Below are 19836 nucleotides of genomic sequence, written 5' to 3' on the forward strand. Positions count from 1 at the left end.
GATGATTTGATGATTTGATGATTTAATGAATTATAGATTATTAACATAACCTATCTGTTAACTTGGTTTTACAGCGTCATTCGGCACCTTCCGCATTTGCAATCCGAGTAGTTCACCCGGACGCCTCATTCCTTGACTGTGCCGAATTTCAGCTTCCCAGTTTCTTAAGCCTCGGTTCCCACTTGCTCCCGGGCTGCCGTGTAACGATTCACCGGAATTTGCACACCCAGATTGCCACGCAAGGTGTCATGCTCGTATTCGGTTCGATAGATGCCGCGCTCTTGCAGAATCGGAACAACCAGTTCCACGAAATCGGCCAATCCACTTGGCAGTTCAGAATGAATAATGAATCCATCCGCCGCTTCAGCTTCGAACCATTCCTGGATCTTGTCAGCCACCTGCTCCGGTGTGCCAAGGAATTTGCTCTTTGGTGTTGCTGCCCGCAGGGCTACTTCACGCAGCGTCAATCCTTGCTCTTTGGCATCCCGCTTGATTTTGTCCGTACCACTGCGGAAGCTGTTGCTGCCAATGCCATTCAATTCAGGGAATGGTTCATCCAGCGGATATTGGGAGAAGTCATGATGCTCGAAGAAACGTCCAAGATAGTCCAGCGCTTTATCAATAGTCACCAGGCTGGCAATCTCCTGATATTTCTGTTCTGCTTCTTCTTCTGTCCGTCCGATGATTGGATTGATCCCTGGCAAAATGACGATATCCTGTGTGGAACGTCCATAGGTTGTTGCGCGGGTTTTGACATCTTTGTAGAAGACCTGTGCATCCTCAATTGAATCATGTCCTGTGAAAACAGCATCCGCTTCTTTGGCAGCAAGGGTCTTGCCATCTTCTGAAGAACCTGCCTGGAAAATAACAGGTTGCCCCTGCTTTGAACGTGCAATGTTAAGTGGACCCTGTACGGAGAAGAACTCTCCTTCATGATTGAGTGTGTGCAGCTTGGAAGGATCGAAGAAAACGCCGCTTTCTTTGTCTCTTACAAAGGCATCGTCTTCCCATGAATCCCATAAGCCCTTGGTCACCTGCAAATATTCGGTTGCAATCCGGTAACGTTCGGGGTGGGTAGGATGGTTGCTTTTACTGTAGTTTTTGGCTGAACCTTCAAGCGGGGATGTAACCACATTCCAACCCGCACGGCCATTACTAATCAGATCAAGAGAACCGAACTGTCTGGCAACTGTGAATGGATCACTATAGGAGGTGGAGAGTGTTCCAACCAGACCAATCCGTGACGTAATGGCGGCCAGGGCGGACAACAAGCTGATTGGCTCAAATCGATTCAAGAAATGAGGTATGGATTTCTCGGTAATATAAAGACCGTCAGCGATAAAAACGAGATCGAATTTGCCTTCTTCTGCCTTCAACGTCTGGCGTTTGTAAAATTCAAAATTCACACTGGCATCCGATTGAATCTCCGGGTGTCTCCAAGTCGTCATACTGCCTCCGACACCGTGGACAATCGCTCCAAATTTCAAACTGCGCTGAGCCGTCATATTACATTCCGCCTTCCTTGGATTAGGATATATAAGAATTTTCTAAAGTTCGATCTGATACGGATTACGAATGAAGAAAAACCAAAAAGTTAACTATTCCTATGAGTTTGGTCAGCTTTAATTTCACAAATCTTATCACTGCCCCGCACATCGGTCAACAGCGTTACTTATAGAACTTTTCTATATAAGGATTGGATATCTGAATAAGAGGATGAATTATGGCTTATAAAAGTCCCCAGCTGCTGCACACTGATATGACAGCCTTTAGCAGCCGGAAACTGCTTTATCAAGAGATCCGCCAGGTCCGGTCAGACTGCTGCTTCATCGGGCTGGGCGAGAAGCTCCGCCAGTTTCTCCAAATCAGGCTCCAGCAATGCTTCATACTTGCCGTCTCCACCCACCTCAATAACAGGTACATGTCGAATGCCGTATTTGGCTTCAAGCACGTCCCTCAGCACATCGTTGCCTTGCACTTCGATGTTCTCAAAAGGCTGGTTGCGGGCCGTTAGGAATGCCTTAACCTCCCCGCAGAAATGACAGCCTGTTTTGCTCCAGAGCACTACTTTTTTCGATGTAGAAGACATCGGCATACCTCCTGATTGATTCATTGTCAGATCAGGATGGATTACCACCCAGACCATTAATTCCTATCTGTTAAATAAGAATTATGGCTATAAATGTACTCCTCACCTCTTCAAGCGTCAATGGATCTCCCAATAGAATAAACCTATAAGAGGATAGAAAGATTAAATTTAAATCACCCTATCGTTACATTTCATGATTCGTGATATATGTAAAGTTCTGATGCGGAAAGATGTATAGCATTACGATACGCTGTACATCACATTCCGCATCATGCTGTCGTGCCGATATACAAGGCAGCCGAACCCAGTCATTACAAATCTTCGTTCAAGAGCTGGGGAGGAGCAATAATGGGCCAGCCCTCTTCGATTGTACGCAATTGGTTCGCAGATACATGAACGACGTGCCCGGATTGCACTCCCCATCGTTCCGCAGCATAAGGAGTTGCAAACCTCCTGCGTTTACTGCCACTAATCTGATACCATATATCCCGCTCATTCGTCGCGGCAACAATCATGCCTTCCTCCAGCGCATCGCGGTTGCTCTGAACGGGCTCAGCATGAACATGACTTTTTTCCAGAGGCCAGCCCTGTACCTCATTCGCAGATATCAGTGGCTCACCTGCCGATACGCCGAGCAGATCCGGTTTCGCAACCAAAACAGGAGAAATGCCGCGTGGAACCGGGATATCCAGCTTGCGTCGCTGTCCACGCATCAGTCGATACACATCACCCTTAATATCAGAGATGTAACAGCCCTCCGGGTAAAAGTCCGTGCTGCGTCTCAGCTTATGCGTTACATCGCTGCTGCCCTTGGTGGAAATGCGCTGTCGCAGGTCAGGGGAGTCTGTCTTGCCTAGGGACGTCTTGTTCTCCTGCTGACTGGTCGACTCCTTGGCACGCAGCGAGAGCCGGGAAGTATCGGCAATCAACGCATGGGGATCTCCCCATTTTTGAGTATAAAACTGTTCGTTATCCTTGTTCACGACTTCATAATCCTGTTCTCCCAGCGACTTCATGCTTACACTTCCGTAGTGATGTATGAAGGCATCCCCGGCTACCCCCAGCCTGTATCCCGCCAGCTTCGCCCGAATGATCCAGTCGTCATCTTCAAAATTCCCCACGGCGTAACCTTCATCAAGATAACCTACCCGCTCCAGCAATTCCCGGGAGAACAGCCAGCAAAATCCGACCAGCCTGTCGGTCTCCCTATGTTTCGTGGCATCCGGGCGATTATGTCGGGCAGCAAAAGACCACATGTCCTCCACGTCCCTGTACGGGACTTCAATCTGCTGATCCCCTCCGATGTAATTCGTAACCGGACCCACGACTCCCATCTCGGGATGACTGTCAAGACAGGTCATCATGTTTTCCAGCCAGCCCGGGGTGACCAGTGTATCGTTGTTCAGCACCACGATATGTCGTCCCCTTGCCATCATCAGTCCATAATTGACACCGCCGGCAAAACCACGATTCTTATCCAGCGCAGCGACCCTTACCATGCCACCTTTGCGAAGCATGGCTTCCGCCGTGCCATCCTTGGACGCGTTATCCACAACAATGATTTCAAAGGGGGCCGGTGTATGCTTTTCAATACTGGATACACATTGCAGGACATATTCGCGCTGGTTGTACGTCGGAATAATAATGCTGACGCCTTCGAATACCAGCCCGAATGAGCTTTCCCCCTGTCGCACGCCCTCATCATAGCCTCTATGGTACCCCTGCTTATACAGTTTTGCGTTCTTGGCTGCCCGTTTACCTGAGCCTTGGCGTCTCATCTTCCCTCCACTACGGCTTCGAGCTGAGTGCAAAACAACGGTTTCGGATGACGATGCTTTCCGCTGTCTTGAATTTCTGCCTGATGTGCTCATGTTGCTTCCTCCATTTCCCCTCATCCAAATGCGCGTTACGATGAACGTCGCACCAGATCGTCCATTAGAGATGAAGCTCTCCTGTAACCAATTTGTCAGCCAAATGTCCAAAATCTATGGCAACCCGCCCCAGCTCACCAGCAATTCGGCGACACAGAATGACAGCCGGAATTCCCGCAGCTACCAGAGCGATATCGAACGAATGCTCCGCAGTTTGCTGCATCACTCTCGGGATATCCGCAACTCCCTCCACTGTACCTATGATGCCTGTGACATGAACGCCGCGGCCGATCAATAACCCCCCAAGCTCTGCAGCTCGGCTTCCAATCAGCAGCACCCGACGCCCCTGTACCACAGGCAACAACAGACCCGAATGATGCAGGCTGTAGTTAATCGTGGAACTGGTCAGATTCAGACGGGACCAGTCGATGCCGAAATGGCGTAATACTGGAAATAACAGCCCCTGAAAAGTAGGCGCACGCGAGATGGGGACACCGATCCAATCTGCGCCGCGAATGGCTTCCGCGAGCTCAGCGCGGATGTCCGGGGTGGAGCGTGGCACCCCTGCATAAGGCAGAAACGGTGCCAGCTCCTGCACTTGCTCCCCGGGCAGCACCGTATCCGCTGCCAGGGTCAGCAGTTCGCCATCTCCGAGGCGAACGACGGACAGGGGGCGCTGCGCATCCAGCGCCCCCAGGATATGGCCAGCCATCTCATGAGGGCTGGCCAGCCGGGTAAGGGTGGGCGCATATTGGCGGAATCCCGCCTCGATCAGATCTGCCGCCGCCACGGCAGGCAGAATATGATCAGGCGGGATGTGCTGCGCCACCAGCGCCTCCCCGCCCGCGAACACGCCGTCGCGGAAGCCCTCGGCGTAGCCGCTCTCGGGCGCTGCAGCCGGCTGCGCAGGCGCAAGTGCCCTTGCGCTGCCAGCATGCGCGGCAGCGCCTTCCCGCCCCGCGGGGGCGACACCACCGTGTCGGTGTGTCACTTGCGGCGGTGCTGGCCCGGGCGCACGCTGCGCAGCCGTGCGCTGTTTGGCGCGGGCGCGGGCGCGGGCGGGCGGGCGGCCCCGCGGCGCAGCATGCCCGCGACCTGAAACTGCGCGCTTGCCCGTTTTGGCTCGCGCTCCTTTACGGCCACGGCTCACACCTGCACGCTCGCCTGATTTCACGCGGGTGCCTGCAATGCCACGCCCTTCGCCTGTTTTCGCTCCCGTTTTGGTTCGTGCTCCAGCGCTCGCACCACGTCTTGCGCCGGTGCGCCCGCTGGCTTTGTCTTTCGGTTCTGCAAGAAGCTTGCGCTCTATTCCTGCGAGTTCCACATTCCCCTGCTTCGCGCCTTGGTTTCCCCATTCGTGATTCGAACTTGCTTTGGGCTGCACTCCCACAGATACGTACAAGGAGCCGGCATGACCGCCCAGTGTCTTCTTCCTGCCCAAGTCGCTGCGTTTTGCTACTCTCACGGCATTCCCTCCCTTGGCATGCACGAGGAGTGCCGCCGCTGCACAAAGCGCCGGAGCATTCTTCCGGCTCCGGCGCAGGTTGTTCTGCTCTCATGGGACCTCTCACAGCGGCAACATCAGGCGCATATATTTTAGGGCAATTGACCCTTCATGCGGATGGCTGCATCCTGAAGCGATTGGAACGTCCCTGCATCACTCCAATATTTTTGCAAAATATCGTATTCCAGTCCTCCAGCTGCTGCATAATGATTGTTCACGTCCGTAATTTCGAGTTCGCCGCGTGCAGAAGGTGAAATGTTCTGAATGAGGTTGAATACATGGTCATCATACATATATATGCCAGTAACACAATAAGAGGTCTTCGGATCAGTCGGTTTTTCCTCAATGTATGCGATTCGTTCCGGATGCTGTGGATCAAACACCGGCACCCCATACCGCCGTGCATCGTCCACTTCTTTGAGCAAGACACGAGCTGTACCCGCAGGCTGCTGCATATACCGATCCACATATGGCTTCAAATCGTCGCTAAACAGATTGTCTCCCAGCAGCACAACGAACTTCTCTCCAGGAAGGATAAACGATGTCGCCAGATCCAATGCTTCGGCAATCCCGCCTGCCTTTTCCTGAATCCGGTACGTCAGCTTGACGCCATGATCTGCTCCACCACCCAAATACTCCGTGTATAACCCAGCGGAATGTTTGTTGATCACTATCAATATCTCTTCAATGCCTGCCTGGCGGAGTCTGTCGATGCCATACATAATCATCGGATGCTTGCCGACTGGAATCAGATGCTTGTTAATCAGCCGGGTCAGAGGATACAGTCGTGTTCCTGTTCCGCCAGCAAGAATTACACCTTTCATTCCACTATCCCTCCTTCATCGGATGTCTCAATATATTTAAGGGGATCGACATGCCATTTGTTGATAAAAATGGATCGATTGCGCTCAAGCAACTGTTTCCAAGCTACAGGATCGGTCTTCAGAAAACTCGCGCTGCCGCGATGATGTACCAGGACATCCCCGCATACCAGCAAACGATACCCTCTCTGGAAGGCCCTGTAGCAATAATCGTCATCTTCATAGTGTCCCGGCGAATAGACTTCGTCAAGCACACCAATGTCCTCCATCACACTTCTCCGCATGAGCATGCATAAGCCGACAATGCGTCTGACTTCCTTCCATCTGGAAGAATCGACTATATTGTTGGCAGCAGCCAGTTCCTGAAAATGTGCCATGTCCCGGAACTCAAGTTCCACCTGCTGGATACCACTTGCATAGTTGGTCACCGGACCTGTAATGCCAATGTTTGCTTCACTGTAGAGGGCTGCCCGCAGATTTTCGAGCCAGCGGGTGGTAACTGTAACATCATTATTCAGCAGCAACAGCTCATCGCCACAGGCTGCACGGAGCCCGGCATTGCAAGCCGCGGGGAAACCCCGATTGTCCGGTAACCGGACAAATCGAATTCGTTCCCGGGCACAATAAGCTGCTGTTCCATCAACCGAGCCATTATCCACAACGATGATTTCATACGCTGTATGTCGATCGGTATATTTTCGAATGGCATCGATACATGGCTTCAGCAGATCCAGCCCGTTGTACGTCGGAATAATAATACTCGTCAGTGTCATCTGGCGTTCCTCCTGTAGGCCACTTCAGCACGGGAAATAGATCGGGCTTGTGACTTGTTACCACCCATATCCAGCCAGGTTGCAATCGCCTCCAGATGGTCGCCAATGATCAATCGGGCCACTTCGTTGCCGCTACCCGTATTGGTGGAACGCAGGCGGTTGGAACGAATGACATCCACCTGACTGGGCGCAGTCACTTTTAGTCCGTGCTGAATGGCTAGACTTTGCGCCTTGGGAGGAACGGCCAGCGCCTCCGGTTTTACGATCTGGATCATCTTACGCGAGAGGGCATGAGGTACAGCCGTCAACGAATTGGAACCCAGATCCGAACGATTGAGCACACGGTTGAGATAGGCCTTGATCCGGCTCACTTCATCCTGGCGGGCAAATGGAGGCAACAGGGATGAAAGATTGTTCAGTGCGACATCATCTCCCCGGTCGACCGCATACAGAAACGGTGCAAGCTGCTCTGCCGGGACGACCATATCCCCATCCACAAAGAGAAGGGTCTCCGCCTCCGTCATTTTGGCCCCCAAAGCGCGGCCTACATCATGTCCCGCCCGGTCAGGTTCATAGACCAGCGTGATACCAGGCTGTTCAAGCACCTGTGTCAGACTGTTGTCCGTTGTTCCATTCAACACCACAACAATATCCGTCAGGGGTAATCTTTTCAGTTGCACAAGCACTTGCCCCAGCGTAAGTTCCTCATTGCATGCACAGACGACTGCAGCGGCAGGTTTATTCAGGGCAAGGGGAATGATGTTCAATGAACGTCCCGCAGCGTGAGCATAACCCTGCATGAATGCTTTCCCTGCCTGCATCGCAGCAGAATAACTCCTTAGCTCCGCTGAGATCGCAGCCTCAAGCTCCTGCCACGATGAACGTGCATGTTGTTCGATTGATTGCTCATTTTCCATCGCCTTGCGTCCTGCCCGCTGCCCTGCGCGGAATGCTTCTTGCAATACGGAGCTGTTCGTAGCCGACCGGCTCGCTGACGAACTCTTTAACGGCGATTTAGTCAGGCTCCTCCTGCCCATCGTTCTGGTTCTGTTCCTTGTTGTTCGTCTGCCTGCTGTCCGTTGACGACGGACACCCCCTGAACGCTCCTTCATTTCCTCACCTCCAGCATGCTGTATCTTTTGACGAGGTTTCTTTCTGTTTTAAGCAACATGCTCACCTCGTCAGGATACGAACACGCTGCAGATCGGAGTGTCCTCCGCGCGGGCCAAGCGTATCGGTTATCCACCTGATCGCTGTCAGATGATCATTCCATACCACTTGACTGAGCGGGTCAGGTCCTTTTCGTTTCTTGACTCGAACTGCGTTCATTTTACCTACAGGCACATGATGAACGGCATGCACCTTTAACCCGCTGGTAACCGCCTTTGCATGTGCCAACGGTGGAATCTCCAGTGTGTCCGTACCAATCACTTCAAGTGCTTTGCGACTTAATGCATGCGGTATGGCTGTCATGGAGGCCCCTTGCAGATCAGGTCGGGCGAGCATGCTGTTCAGCGCATGTTTGGCCTCTATGACAGGGTGAACAGGGATACGCGCCACCGGTCCGTTATAATCATTAAGCGCCACATCCGTCCCATCCAGAATCGCTCGCACATAAGGCGCGAGATGTTCTGCCGGAATTGGAATGTCTGCATCCGTAAACAACAGCACCCTGCCACGAGCTGCCGCTGCACCCATTCTTCTTCCTCCATCATGTCCCAAAGCTTCGGCATAACGAAGCACCTGTGCCCCCGCCCTTTTTGCCGCTGCTGCCGTCCCATCCGTTGAACCATTCACAATAACAAGCACTTCAGCATCACGGCATATACGCAGCGCCTGACGGACGACTGCACCGATGGTTCGCTCTTCATTCATGGCAGGTATAATGACCGAAAGCAGTGGTTTATCTGAGTCCGTCGAACCCTGTGCAAGTGTATCTCTCATCGCATGCTCAGCTCCGAATGCTGGCAATTCCGTTTGCTCCACGGGTGGAATTACGTACTTGTAGGCCTTTGTACCCTTTTTGTAAGCCCTTTTCAAACGACGCTTCTTTAATTGCGCTTTTCTTTGTGCCAGATTCAATTTGGCTGCATAAAAAGCTGTATTGCCGCGTTTTTGCAACACAGTCACCTCCCGGGTGTACATCATCGCCATGCAAAGGGAGTACACGTTATTCTATGTATTCATGAAGCAGTGGAAACGGCGTATGTCCTTGAACCGAGCAGGTTCTGTCTGCTAACAGGCTCAGTCAATCCATTTATTTAGACAATATTCGTCAAAATATGCGAAATATGCTACGGCTCCCCTACTTCAGACACAATTTTAAAAAAAATTTAAAATTGCATCTTTTCCAAACTTTGGCATTGTGATAATATACGTTGCAAAGCAGTGTATTGACAAAAAAATCCTTTCAAGGAACGTACGTTCCTTATCAATCCTTTTTCATTCCTGTTAATTGACCCTAGGTTAATTATGCATGCAGGATGATGCAGGAGACTGTTTTTGCTTTGTTGCATGTACCTTGAGAGGAGTGATGCCGTTCAATACGTAATTCAGCTTTTGTTATGTGAACCCGGAACGAACACCCCGGCTCCGTAAGAACATCTTCTGCTTCGCAAGTGGACAAGACCCCTGGCTTCTGAAAGAGGAACCACAATGAACGATGAAGCCTCTTGGCTGAACCGGATAAACGGTACTCCTTGGACACGCCCTACCACAGGCATACAGGCTCTGCCGACTTTGTTCCTTATCGTTTCTTGTCATATTCCGCATTTCAGATTCAGCCTCACACTCCGCGCTGCCCAAGTTGCAGACGGAACTCCAACCGAGATTGGCATAATGATGTGTTTTCCAAAAAAATCATATTGAGAATGGGAGAGTTTACTATGAAATTTGCTAAAGTTATGCCAACAATTCTTGGAGGAGCTCTTTTGCTCGCTTCCGTATCTTCTGCTGCTGCAGCTCCATTGTCTGATCAGTCCATTCCATTGCAGGCCCCTTATGCCTCCGAGGAGGGTATCCAGTTGAACAGCGGCTCTGACGAAACGATCTTCAATTTCCTTGGACAACAGGAACAATTCCTGAATTCCGACGTGAAATCCCAACTCAAAATTATTAAAAGAACTACGGACACCTCTGGTGTACGACACTTCCGCCTGAAACAGTACATTAAAGGAATTCCAGTTTACGGTGCCGAGCAAACGATCCACTTAGACAAAACAGGTCAGGTTTCATCCGCACTTGGAGATCTCCCACCGATTGAAGAACAAGCTATCCCTAATGACGGTATCGCTGAAATCAGCGCAGAAGATGCGATCAAGATTGCATCGGAAGAAGCCACTACCCGTGTTGGTGAGCTTGGCGAACCACAGAAAACCCCTGAAGCCGAGTTGAACATTTACCACAATGAAGAGGACAACCAAACCTACCTTGTTTACATTACCGAAGTCAATGTGCTTGAACCAGCTCCATTGCGCACCAAATATTTCGTGAATGCCGTTGACGGCAGCATCGTATCCCAGTTTGACATCATCAACTTCGCAACAGGAACAGGTACAGGCGTACTAGGTGATACCAAAACTCTTACAACTACCCAATCCGGCAGTACCTTCCAACTGAAAGATACCACTCGCGGCAATGGCATTGAAACTTACACTGCAAACAATGGCTCTTCCACTCCAGGTACACTCCTGACAGATTCAGATAACGTATGGACTGATCGTGCCGGCGTAGATGCTCACGCCCATGCTGCTGCCACATATGATTTCTACAAAAGCAAATTCAACCGCAACGGTATCAATGGCAACGGTTTGCTAATTAAATCCACGGTGCATTACGGCTCCAACTACAATAATGCCTTCTGGAACGGAGTACAGATTGTATTTGGTGACGGTGATGGAACGACTTTCCGCTCCCTATCTGGTGATCTGGATGTAGTTGGCCACGAATTGACTCACGGTGTCATTGAGTATACAGCCAATCTGGAGTACCGCAATGAGCCAGGTGCATTAAATGAAGCCTTCGCTGATATTTTCGGAAATACGATCCAAAGCAAAAACTGGTTGCTTGGCGACGATGTCTACACCCCTAACATTGCAGGTGATGCACTGCGCTCCCTATCCAACCCTACATTGTATGGACAACCTGACAAATACGCTGACCGTTACACTGGAACATCAGACAACGGAGGCGTTCATACCAACAGCGGTATCATCAACAAAGCGTACTATCTTGCAGCTCAAGGCGGCACGCATAACGGTGTGACTGTAACTGGAATTGGACGCGATAAAGCCATTCAAATCTTCTATAGCACACTCGTGAACTATCTGACGCCAACATCCAAATTTGCTGCTGCCAAAACAGCCACCATCCAAGCAGCCAAAGATCTGTACGGTGCAACTTCCGCTGAGGTTACTGCGATTACCAAAGCTTATCAAGCTGTAGGACTGTAAGAATCCATTTGTTGTTGAACTCATATCAAATTCGTTCAGGCACCCCTCATCGTCCGAACGGAGCAAGCTTATCTATGAAAAAAAGCGGTGTCCCGGGACATATCCGGGAACCGCTTTTGTCTATTTAAACATGTGAAATCATTCTTCTACAGTTATCTTGAAGAAGGACACATGATCTCGCATTCTTACAAGGAAGGCCCAGCGGCAATCCATGACAACAATCCGTAGGTGTGTGTAGAGCCCGCAGTACGTGACACTTCCAGTACGGCTTCATCTTCACTCTGGGAGAGGAGCGACACCTGGAATCCCCGATCATTACACATGGCTACAATCACATAATGCTCCGATATAAACGACTCCTCAAAGGCTACCGTTACTTCCACACACTCTTCATCCTCAGGCAATATAAAGGCCTCCATACCGAACTGCTGCACCACAGGCTGACGGCTGACACTTCGTACGGGCTGGAATGACAGGTGTTCAGGACCCACAGATCCATGCTGCAACTGGCTGCTTCCAACAGCTCCATCACTCAAATGCTCCTGCTTAACTGCTTGCTCCCTCAGCTCGAACTCCTTAATTCCTTCGATCTCATGTGAAAATTCAGACTGTGGTTGCGGTAGCTGTGGCTGGACCGTGCCAGCTGTCGTCAATGAATCTCCAAGCTGGTTAGCTTGCAATGGATCCTCTTGTTGTAGCCCCAGCTCCTGACCCGACGTCTGGATAAACTGCGTTTCCTCCAGATCGACACTTGAGGGTTCCAGGACAATTGCCGGTTGTGATGGCGGTACAGCCTCATTTTCTGTTTGAAGCAATGCCTCTTGTTTTTTGATCGCTGCCAGCTGTTCGAGCGTTTCTCCACTGAACTGACGAATCGCATTCCATATCTCTTCGCTCAAATGGGCCGGACCTACAATTCCCGCATTCAAGTGATTGGAGGTAATGCTTTGTTCACTCAGTTTGCTGCCATTCACGCTGCCATCGGCCAATTTGGCACTTGTTACGGATCCATTCTGCAGATGGATTCCGCTTACTGCTTCCTCTTCCAGATGGGTTGTGCGAATACTGCGTTCTTGAATATGATCAGCATGAATCGTTCCTTCTTGAATATGCCGAGATTGCACACTTTTGTCTGCCATGTGGATAGCCGATACCGCACCTTCAAGCAATTTATTACCGTTTACACTGCCGTCCGCTATTTTGGCACTTGTTATGGAACCATTGTGCAGGTGAATCGCACTTACCGATTCCGCTTTGAGGTGGGAGATCCCAATGCTGCGCTCCTGAATATGGTCAGCATGTATGGCTCTCTCTTGGATATGACGGGATTGCACACTTCCATTGGCAATATGGACATCCGACACCGCATCTTCAAGCAGTTTACTACTGCTCACACTGCCATCGGCCAGTTTAGCACCCGTTACGGATTCATTTTGCAAATGAACCGCACTTATGGCTTCCTCCTCCAGATGGGACGTACCAATGCTGTGCTCCTGAATATGATCAGCAAGGATCGCTCCTGCCTGGATATGGCGAGTTTGCACACTTTCCGATGCGATATGGCTCCCCAATACAGCATCTTCGAGCAATTTGCTGCCGTTAATGCTACCGTCAGCCAATTTGGCACTTGTGACGGACCCATTTTGCAAATGAACCGCACTTACTGCTTCCTCTTCCAGATGGGTTGTGCCTATGCTTCGCTCCTGAACATGATCAGCATGAATGGCTCCTGCCTGAATATGCCCGGATTGCACACTTTCCGATGCGATATGAATCCCCGATACCGTACCTTCAAGTAACTTGCTGCCGGTTATACTGCTATCCGCCAGTTTGGCACTCGTTACAGATCCATTTTGCAAATGAATAGCACTTACCGATTCTTCTTCCAAATGTGCAGTGCCGATGCTCCGCTCTTGAATATGATCAGCAAGGATTGTTCCCTCTTGAATATGACGGGATTGCACACTATCGTCTGCAATGTGGATATCCGATACTGCTCCTTCAAGCAGCTTGCTGCCGGTTACACTGCCGTCGGCCAACTTGGCACTTGTTACAGATCCATTTTGCAGATGAATGGCACTTACTGCTTCCTGTTCCAAGTGTAACATGCCAATGCTGTGCTCCTGAATATGGTCAGCAAGGATCGCTCCTGCCTGGATATGGCGGGGCTCCACACTTCCAGACGCGATATGGATTCCCGACACCGCATCTTCGACCAACTTGCTGCCGGTTACACTGCCGTCGGCCAGTTTGGCACTGATGACGGACCCATTTTGCAGATGAACGGCACTTACTGCTTCCTCTTCCAGATGGGTTGTGCCGATGCTTCGCTCCTGAATATGGTCAGCATGAATGGCGTCTGCCTGAATATGCCCGGATTGCACGCTTTCGGATGCAATATGAATCCCCGATACCGCACCTTCGAGTAACTTGCTGCCGTTTATACTGCCATCCGCCAGTTTGGCACTCGTTACAGATCCATTTTGCAAATGAACCGCACTTACAGACTCCTCTTCGAGATGAACTGAGCCAATACTGCACTCTTGAATATGATCAGCAAGGATTGCTCCTGCTTGGATATGATGGGTTTGCACACTTTCGCTTGCTATGTGGGTAGCCGATACTGCACCTGCTGCTAATTTGCTGCCATCTACACTACCACTCGCAAGTTTGGAGCGTGTTACAGATTCATCCTGCAAAATAATCGTACTTACCGCTTCTTCTTCCAGATGAGACGTTCCGATGCTGCGTTCATGGATATGATGAGGAAGAATTTCACCATCTTGAATATGACGGGAATGCACAGCTCCTTGCTGCAGGTGAACAGCACTTGTTGACTCTGCCTGAAGATGCAAACCACTAATCAAACCTGGCTGAAGGTGAGCCGCTGTAATGGATAAAGGTGCCAGATGGTCTGTTTCAACAGATCCAGGTGCCAAGTGATGCGATGTGACCACCTGTTCAGCAATATGCTCCTCACAAATGATGTCTGCCTTCAGATGCTGTGAGCTCACGACTTGCGTTCCCAAATGTTCAGATTTCACGCTTCCGTCTGCCAGATGGACGGATTGTACAGCGGATGTCTGCAAGTGCTCGCTACCTACAGCAGCCTGTTGTAGTTCTGTCCCGGATACCGAGTCTGCTGTCAAATGGTCCGCACTTACGGACCCATGCCGAAGTTTGTTGCCCGTAATACTGCCATCAGCAAATAATTCCGGTGAACGTACTTCCTCCGACAAATGTTCCAGTGAAACGGCATGCTGCTTCAGGTGATACCCGCGAATGGTTCCTGCTGGAATATGCTTGGCATTAATGCTCTCTGCCATAATCTTGGAAGAAGTCACGCTTCCGTCTGCCAGTTTGGCTGACGTGACAGCAAAATCCGCCAGTTTATCCGTAGCAACACTCTCTGGTGAGAGCTTGGGGGAGGTAACCGCATGATCTGTTAGATGAGGCGGAAAAATGGACCCGTCAGCCAACTGGGCTGAAGTTACACTATCCAGAGCCATTTTGTCTGTTGTGACCGCAGCCCGTGCAATAGCATCCGTTTCAACACTGCCTGGCTGAAGATGAGGTACACCCACGGCATGTTCTGTCAGGTGTTCCGATTTCACTGCATAAGGTCTCAGGGCCTCGGAACCCACGCTGCCTGGTGCCAGATGTGTACTTGTGACTCCACCACTCGCAAGATGCGAGGATATAACACTTCCCGGAGCAAGCGCTCTGCTGCTAACCGATGCCGTTCCAAGCTTTTCTGCTGTCACACTTTCATCCGCGAGCTTGGCGTCTGTAACGGCAGCATCCTGCAATTCATACGTACCTACAGCTGACTCTGCCAGATGCCGCTCAGTTACCACGCCATCTGCGAGAGCATCTCCGGACACACTTCCGGTAGACAAATGAGTTGCCTCGATGCTTCCACTTGCAATGTGAATGGAGTGAATTGCGGAATTATCCACATGTACCGGCGTGATTCCCCGATTCGCAATGTGTTCCCCTCGAATGGACCCTTTGGCAAGATGTTTACCCTGTACAGCCTCATCCGCAATTTTGGAAGAAATGACGCTCTGATCAGCGATTTTGGAGGCCGTAATGGACTGCTCCAGCAATTTTGCTGTTCCAACCGACTGGTCTGCCAGTTTGCTGCTGGTTACTGCACCTTCTGTCAAATGCTCACTGCCCACTTCTCCATTGCCAATCTGCTCCTTGCCCACTGCATGAGCGCGAATCTGGCTTGAACCGATTGAACCGTCCAGCAGATGTCTTCCGCTTAGCGAACCCTCAGCTAAATGTCTTGTTTGTATGGATCCATCCTCGATCTGGTCACTTCCAATACTACCAATAGTTAGTTGTGAACGACCGACAGACCCTTCTGCCAGATGTGTCTGTTTAACAGCACCTGCCTGAATATGGTGAGACTCGATGGAGTGTTCTTCGATTTTGCTGCCTGTGACAGCAGCTTCACGAATTTTGGATGTAGTCACTGCATCGTCAGCCAGTTTGGAGGTATTCACTGCTCCTCCCGTAAGATGCCTTGTATCCACGCCGCTAATCGCGATCTTGTCTCCAGTTACGGCATGATTCTTGATTAATTCCTCCGTTACCAGCATGCGGCTGAGATGTCTTGTGCTGATGGAACCGTCAGCAATTTTGGCCGAATCGATGGCCTGGTTGCCAAGCTTCTGAGAAGTAATACTGCCATCTCTGATTTTCTCACCGGCAATAGAAGCATTTCGTATTTTGTGACCAGACACAGAGCCATCAATCAGGTGCTCCTCAGATACAGACGCTTCCGCAAGTTTCGCGGAAACAATGGCCCCGTCTGCAATGTGAATGCTGGTCACCGCATAATCCTGCAATGCTTCACTGCCAACCGCATCCGGTTTCAGCTTGGAGGCATCCACAGAGAAAGGAGCTAGTTTGCTCTCCGTAACAGCAAATTCACTCAAGTCGTCCGTGTAGATATAGTGTCCGGTATGACCAGGCATCTGGTTCTGGTTCAGGATCTGCAGCCGATCCCTGCTTGCTGTTTCTTGCTTGATGATACCCACCTCTTCTTCCAGAACAAGCGGAGCCACGCTGCTGACCTGTATCTGCTTTTCCAGGCTATCTTGCGTCTCGACGACTTTCTCGTTATCAGACTCTACGGGTTCCGGCTTGATGACTTTGGTTACGATCTCCAGGTCTTCCAGCTCGTTCGTTGAAGCAGGTAGCTCCATTGATTCGGATAGGAATTCTTCGGATACCTGAATGGCCTTCGAATACCGTTTATTTGTATTCAAGCGTTCTTCCCTATTCGAAGTGAAACCTGAGTCCATTGTGTCTGACCGTCGATTGGCCAGATCCAGTTCCTTAAATTTGGGACTCACATGCCGCAGTTTTGGCGTAGGAACCTTCTTATTGCCTTTTTTACTCATGCAGCTAGCTCCTTCCTCTAACGTTCGTCTCCGGCATCATATGCTTCGATATAGGCATCTGCCACTTCAAATCACGACTTTTGCCGATAACATTGGATGAGTGTAGGAGTCAACATACGAGTGATTTACTTGTCCATGGCGAAATAGGCTGTGCACGGCTTTAGATGAAAGGCGGCTGTCCACGCCCCTGATCCAGCAATGTCATACGATAATCCATAAGCATTTGTATAAATCCGTAAAATGACTTCCATCCGCACAGCGACCCACCTCTACCTGGATTGCATGGAAGCGGAAGGCTAACAAGTACATGTCGATGCATATCGATGCATCATGATTCCGGTCTGCGTTATCGTGATGTCCATCCATGCGGTGACAGGCCGGCATTCCATGGATGGACATCCATGATTGCGATAACATCGAAGGAGGAACGGTCATGCTACAAGAAACGATCGGTATTATGTTCGATTCACGCATGTACCGGGGGATACCGGCTGGAAGAACGGGTCAGGAATCACTCGAGAATGTTGAACAGGCAGCGGCCTGTTATGGATTAACTCCTTGTTTTTTGCGGCTGGAAGACGTGGATTTAGATACCAAAACCTGTATGGCCTATGTTAAAAAAGAGGGCATATACGTTCGTCAAAGGATGCCATTGCCCCCCGTTATTCATAACCGTGCTCTCCAGCTTCGCCGTTCGGAGCAGCACCAGGTGACCAAACTGCTGTTGCAGGGCATACAGGTATATAATGTTCGCAATCGATACCGCAAAGACCACATTCACGAGATCCTTTATCAGGACCCCGGTCTCAGGCAATATCTCCCCCGTGCGGTCAAAGCTACACCTGATTCTTTGGCATATATGATGGAACATTACGATGATCTGGTGATCAAGCCATGCAGCGGAAGCATCGGTCACGGCATTATGCGGATATTCCAAAAGGACGGTCAATGGAAACTGACATGTGAGGCAAGAACTTCACGCAAGGGATGGGCCACCTTTCGACTGAATAAGGGACAACTGCCATCAGCCACCTTGCGCCGTATTTTTCGGCATGCCTATCTCATTGAAGAGCGCATCCCCCTGGTTCGTTATGAAGGAAGACCTGTAGATCTGCGGGTATCCGTGCAACGTGGAAGTGACGGTTTGTGGGGGATCACGGGTATATTCGCCAAGGTGGCTCCTGCGCATACGTTTGTCACGAATATCGCTCAAGGCAGCAAAGTCATGACGCTGGCCGAAGCCCTTAACTTGCCGTCAACCGACTGGTATGTTCTTGAACTGGATACCAGAATCCGGTCTGTCGGGCTACGAATCGCACGGACGCTGGCTTCGAGCCTGCCTCATCTTGCAGACCTCGGACTTGATCTGGGGATAACAGAGAAGGGCCAGATTTATTTTATCGAATGCAACGGAAGGGATCAGCGCTACGGTTTCCGCAAGGCCGGAATGACGGAGACTTGGAAAGCCAGCTACCGGCATCCTATGGCTTACGGACGTCTGCTGCTGGAGCAGAATTCGCGCATACCAAGGCAACCCCAGACGTATGATCGCGGCCTGTATTGATTTCGTGGGCATTCTGTGTCAATATTATGCAGAACGGCCGGTCCTGCCGGCCTTGAAGTTCGCACTAACCCTAAGGGGGATATTCATGGCAAAAACGCTGTTGCGGTTAATGACCGAGCTTTCTTCTCGCAAATGGATCTCCCGGACTGTGGGAGCCTTCTCCAAGAGCCGGGGAAGCAAGGCATTTATCCCTTATTTTGTCCGGACCTACGACATCCCTGTTCAGGAAGCTGAGAAAGACTGGAAGGAATATCGTTCTTTGAATGATTTCTTTACCCGTAAACTTAAACCGGGCATGCGCCCGCTTGAACTTTCAGAACATGCACTGATCAGTCCGGTAGATGCCAAAATCACGGCAGCCGGTCCTGTATCTGCTGGAACACTCCTGAATGTTAAGGGACAAAATTATACACTTGCTGAATTATTAAACCACTCACCACATCTGGAGAAGTACAAGCACGGTTATGCCTTTGTCCTGTATCTCAGCCCACGCGACTATCACCGCATTCATGCGCCTGTTAGCGGTCGCCGCATTGAGAGTGAGCATATTAAAGGCAAGGTTTATCCCGTAAATGATTTTGGTCTGACCCATATGAAATCAGTGCTGAGTCGAAACGAACGGCTCATTACGTATATTGCTCATGATTTTGGAGAGGTTGCTGTCGTGAAAGTAGGCGCAATGAATGTGAGCAGCATACAATACGCAGGTGCGGATGTAAGTTCATGGGCACAAGGCGATGATCTCGCATATTTTGAATTCGGTTCCACCGTCGTACTGTTAACGCAGAGCGGTACATTCGAACCGAAACCAGGCTTGCAGCCTGGCGACTCCGTCAAAATGGGAGAATTGCTCGGTCGGTTAAAACCCATCCATTGAGCAATACACAGATGATTCCTGAATAACAGGAGTCATCTTTTTTAATTTTGATCTCAAGAAAGAGATCACATAGAACTTTGTGGCCTACATAAAAAGGTACTCGCAGCCGGAACACCTTTTTAGGGTAAAGTGTCCAGGCTATGAGTACCTTTTGCTAATCAGAGAATCCAATTATCCGCTTCAGAGCGATGTAGAAGTCAGGATGATGTCCATTCTCATTTCATGTATACATGCAATACGAAGCTAAGCTTCGTCATATTGGTTTTCTAACCATTCCTTAAAACCATACATCCTGCATTTCCTCTGCCGGTTTGGAGCGGCGCAGGCGGTTCCGGAAAATATTAAAGCCCTTGGTAGAGCATCCCCGGTTGCGGACGCGACGTTTTCCGTTCATCACAAGTTCCCCCTTTCGATCGTCTGGAATGCTACATACTTACCCCTGCTTCCCAGAATTGAAACGTTGCCATAT

The 19836-nt window shown here is 50.3% G+C and carries 12 protein-coding genes; 3 read left to right on the top strand and 9 right to left on the bottom strand.

Annotation, left to right across the window (positions count from 1 at the left end; all coding sequences use genetic code 11):
- Positions 1 to 164: 164 nt before the first annotated feature.
- From MKY42_RS26800 to MKY42_RS26835, 8 genes are all read right to left on the bottom strand, one after another.
- Positions 165 to 1505, bottom strand: coding sequence for an LLM class flavin-dependent oxidoreductase (locus tag MKY42_RS26800; RefSeq protein ID WP_339846036.1), 1341 nt, complete (start codon positions 1503 to 1505; stop codon positions 165 to 167).
- Between the two features lie 308 nt (positions 1506 to 1813).
- Positions 1814 to 2089 (bottom strand): glutaredoxin family protein, encoded by a 276-nt coding sequence (locus MKY42_RS26805; protein WP_063566643.1) that lies wholly within the window; start codon positions 2087 to 2089, stop codon positions 1814 to 1816.
- Between the two features lie 311 nt (positions 2090 to 2400).
- Positions 2401 to 3960, bottom strand: a complete 1560-nt coding sequence (locus MKY42_RS26810) for a glycosyltransferase family 2 protein (protein WP_177185894.1) — start codon at positions 3958 to 3960, stop codon at positions 2401 to 2403.
- Between the two features lie 64 nt (positions 3961 to 4024).
- A complete protein-coding gene (locus MKY42_RS26815; RefSeq protein WP_339846039.1) occupies positions 4025 to 4789 on the bottom strand; it encodes a GT-D fold domain-containing glycosyltransferase in 765 nt (254 codons plus the stop codon).
- Positions 4790 to 5556: 767 nt separating this feature from the next.
- Entirely contained in the window at positions 5557 to 6288 is a 732-nt protein-coding gene (locus MKY42_RS26820; RefSeq protein ID WP_090904476.1) for a sugar phosphate nucleotidyltransferase, read from the bottom strand.
- A complete protein-coding gene (locus MKY42_RS26825) occupies positions 6285 to 7058 on the bottom strand; it encodes a glycosyltransferase family 2 protein (RefSeq protein WP_339846044.1) in 774 nt (257 codons plus the stop codon). Before MKY42_RS26825 ends, MKY42_RS26820 begins: the two co-directional genes overlap by 4 nt.
- Positions 7055 to 8170 (bottom strand): glycosyltransferase family A protein, encoded by a 1116-nt coding sequence (locus MKY42_RS26830; RefSeq protein ID WP_256222483.1) that lies wholly within the window; start codon positions 8168 to 8170, stop codon positions 7055 to 7057. The genes MKY42_RS26825 and MKY42_RS26830 overlap by 4 nt, the downstream gene beginning before the upstream one ends.
- Before the next feature lie 61 nt (positions 8171 to 8231).
- On the bottom strand, positions 8232 to 9182 hold the full coding sequence (locus tag MKY42_RS26835; protein ID WP_257031848.1) for a glycosyltransferase: 951 nt from the start codon (positions 9180 to 9182) through the stop codon (positions 8232 to 8234).
- Positions 9183 to 9943: 761 nt separating this feature from the next.
- Here MKY42_RS26835 and MKY42_RS26840 point away from each other — a divergent pair.
- Complete coding sequence (locus MKY42_RS26840; protein WP_090904480.1) at positions 9944 to 11509, top strand: M4 family metallopeptidase; 1566 nt, start codon at positions 9944 to 9946, stop codon at positions 11507 to 11509.
- A gap of 185 nt (positions 11510 to 11694) precedes the next feature.
- On the opposite strand, the gene MKY42_RS26845 is transcribed toward MKY42_RS26840, so the two are convergent.
- Complete coding sequence (locus MKY42_RS26845) at positions 11695 to 16926, bottom strand: WIAG-tail domain (protein ID WP_339846049.1); 5232 nt, start codon at positions 16924 to 16926, stop codon at positions 11695 to 11697.
- A 433-nt stretch (positions 16927 to 17359) separates the two neighbouring features.
- Between MKY42_RS26845 and MKY42_RS26850 the strand changes: the two genes are divergently transcribed.
- Entirely contained in the window at positions 17360 to 18490 is a 1131-nt protein-coding gene (locus tag MKY42_RS26850) for a YheC/YheD family protein (protein ID WP_090904482.1), read from the top strand.
- A gap of 85 nt (positions 18491 to 18575) precedes the next feature.
- A complete protein-coding gene (gene asd / locus MKY42_RS26855) occupies positions 18576 to 19367 on the top strand; it encodes an archaetidylserine decarboxylase (protein ID WP_076290875.1) in 792 nt (263 codons plus the stop codon).
- Positions 19368 to 19836: the final 469 nt, after the last annotated feature.

The sequence above is a fragment of the Paenibacillus sp. FSL W7-1088 genome, assembly GCF_037969855.1.
Lineage (GTDB): Bacteria > Bacillota > Bacilli > Paenibacillales > Paenibacillaceae > Paenibacillus.

Bases quoted from the DNA above. Each gene is read 5' to 3' on its own strand.
- MKY42_RS26800 (WP_339846036.1), bottom strand. From the start codon at position 1,505: ATGACGGCTCAGCGCAGTTTGAAATTTGGAGCGATTGTCCACGGTGTC.
- MKY42_RS26805 (WP_063566643.1), bottom strand. From the start codon at position 2,089: ATGTCTTCTACATCGAAAAAAGTAGTGCTCTGGAGCAAAACAGGCTGT.
- MKY42_RS26810 (WP_177185894.1), bottom strand. From the start codon at position 3,960: ATGAGCACATCAGGCAGAAATTCAAGACAGCGGAAAGCATCGTCATCC.
- MKY42_RS26820 (WP_090904476.1), bottom strand. From the start codon at position 6,288: ATGAAAGGTGTAATTCTTGCTGGCGGAACAGGAACACGACTGTATCCT.
- MKY42_RS26825 (WP_339846044.1), bottom strand. From the start codon at position 7,058: ATGACACTGACGAGTATTATTATTCCGACGTACAACGGGCTGGATCTG.
- MKY42_RS26830 (WP_256222483.1), bottom strand. From the start codon at position 8,170: ATGAAGGAGCGTTCAGGGGGTGTCCGTCGTCAACGGACAGCAGGCAGA.
- MKY42_RS26840 (WP_090904480.1), top strand. From the start codon at position 9,944: ATGAAATTTGCTAAAGTTATGCCAACAATTCTTGGAGGAGCTCTTTTG.
- MKY42_RS26845 (WP_339846049.1), bottom strand. From the start codon at position 16,926: ATGAGTAAAAAAGGCAATAAGAAGGTTCCTACGCCAAAACTGCGGCAT.
- MKY42_RS26850 (WP_090904482.1), top strand. From the start codon at position 17,360: ATGCTACAAGAAACGATCGGTATTATGTTCGATTCACGCATGTACCGG.
- asd (WP_076290875.1), top strand. From the start codon at position 18,576: ATGGCAAAAACGCTGTTGCGGTTAATGACCGAGCTTTCTTCTCGCAAA.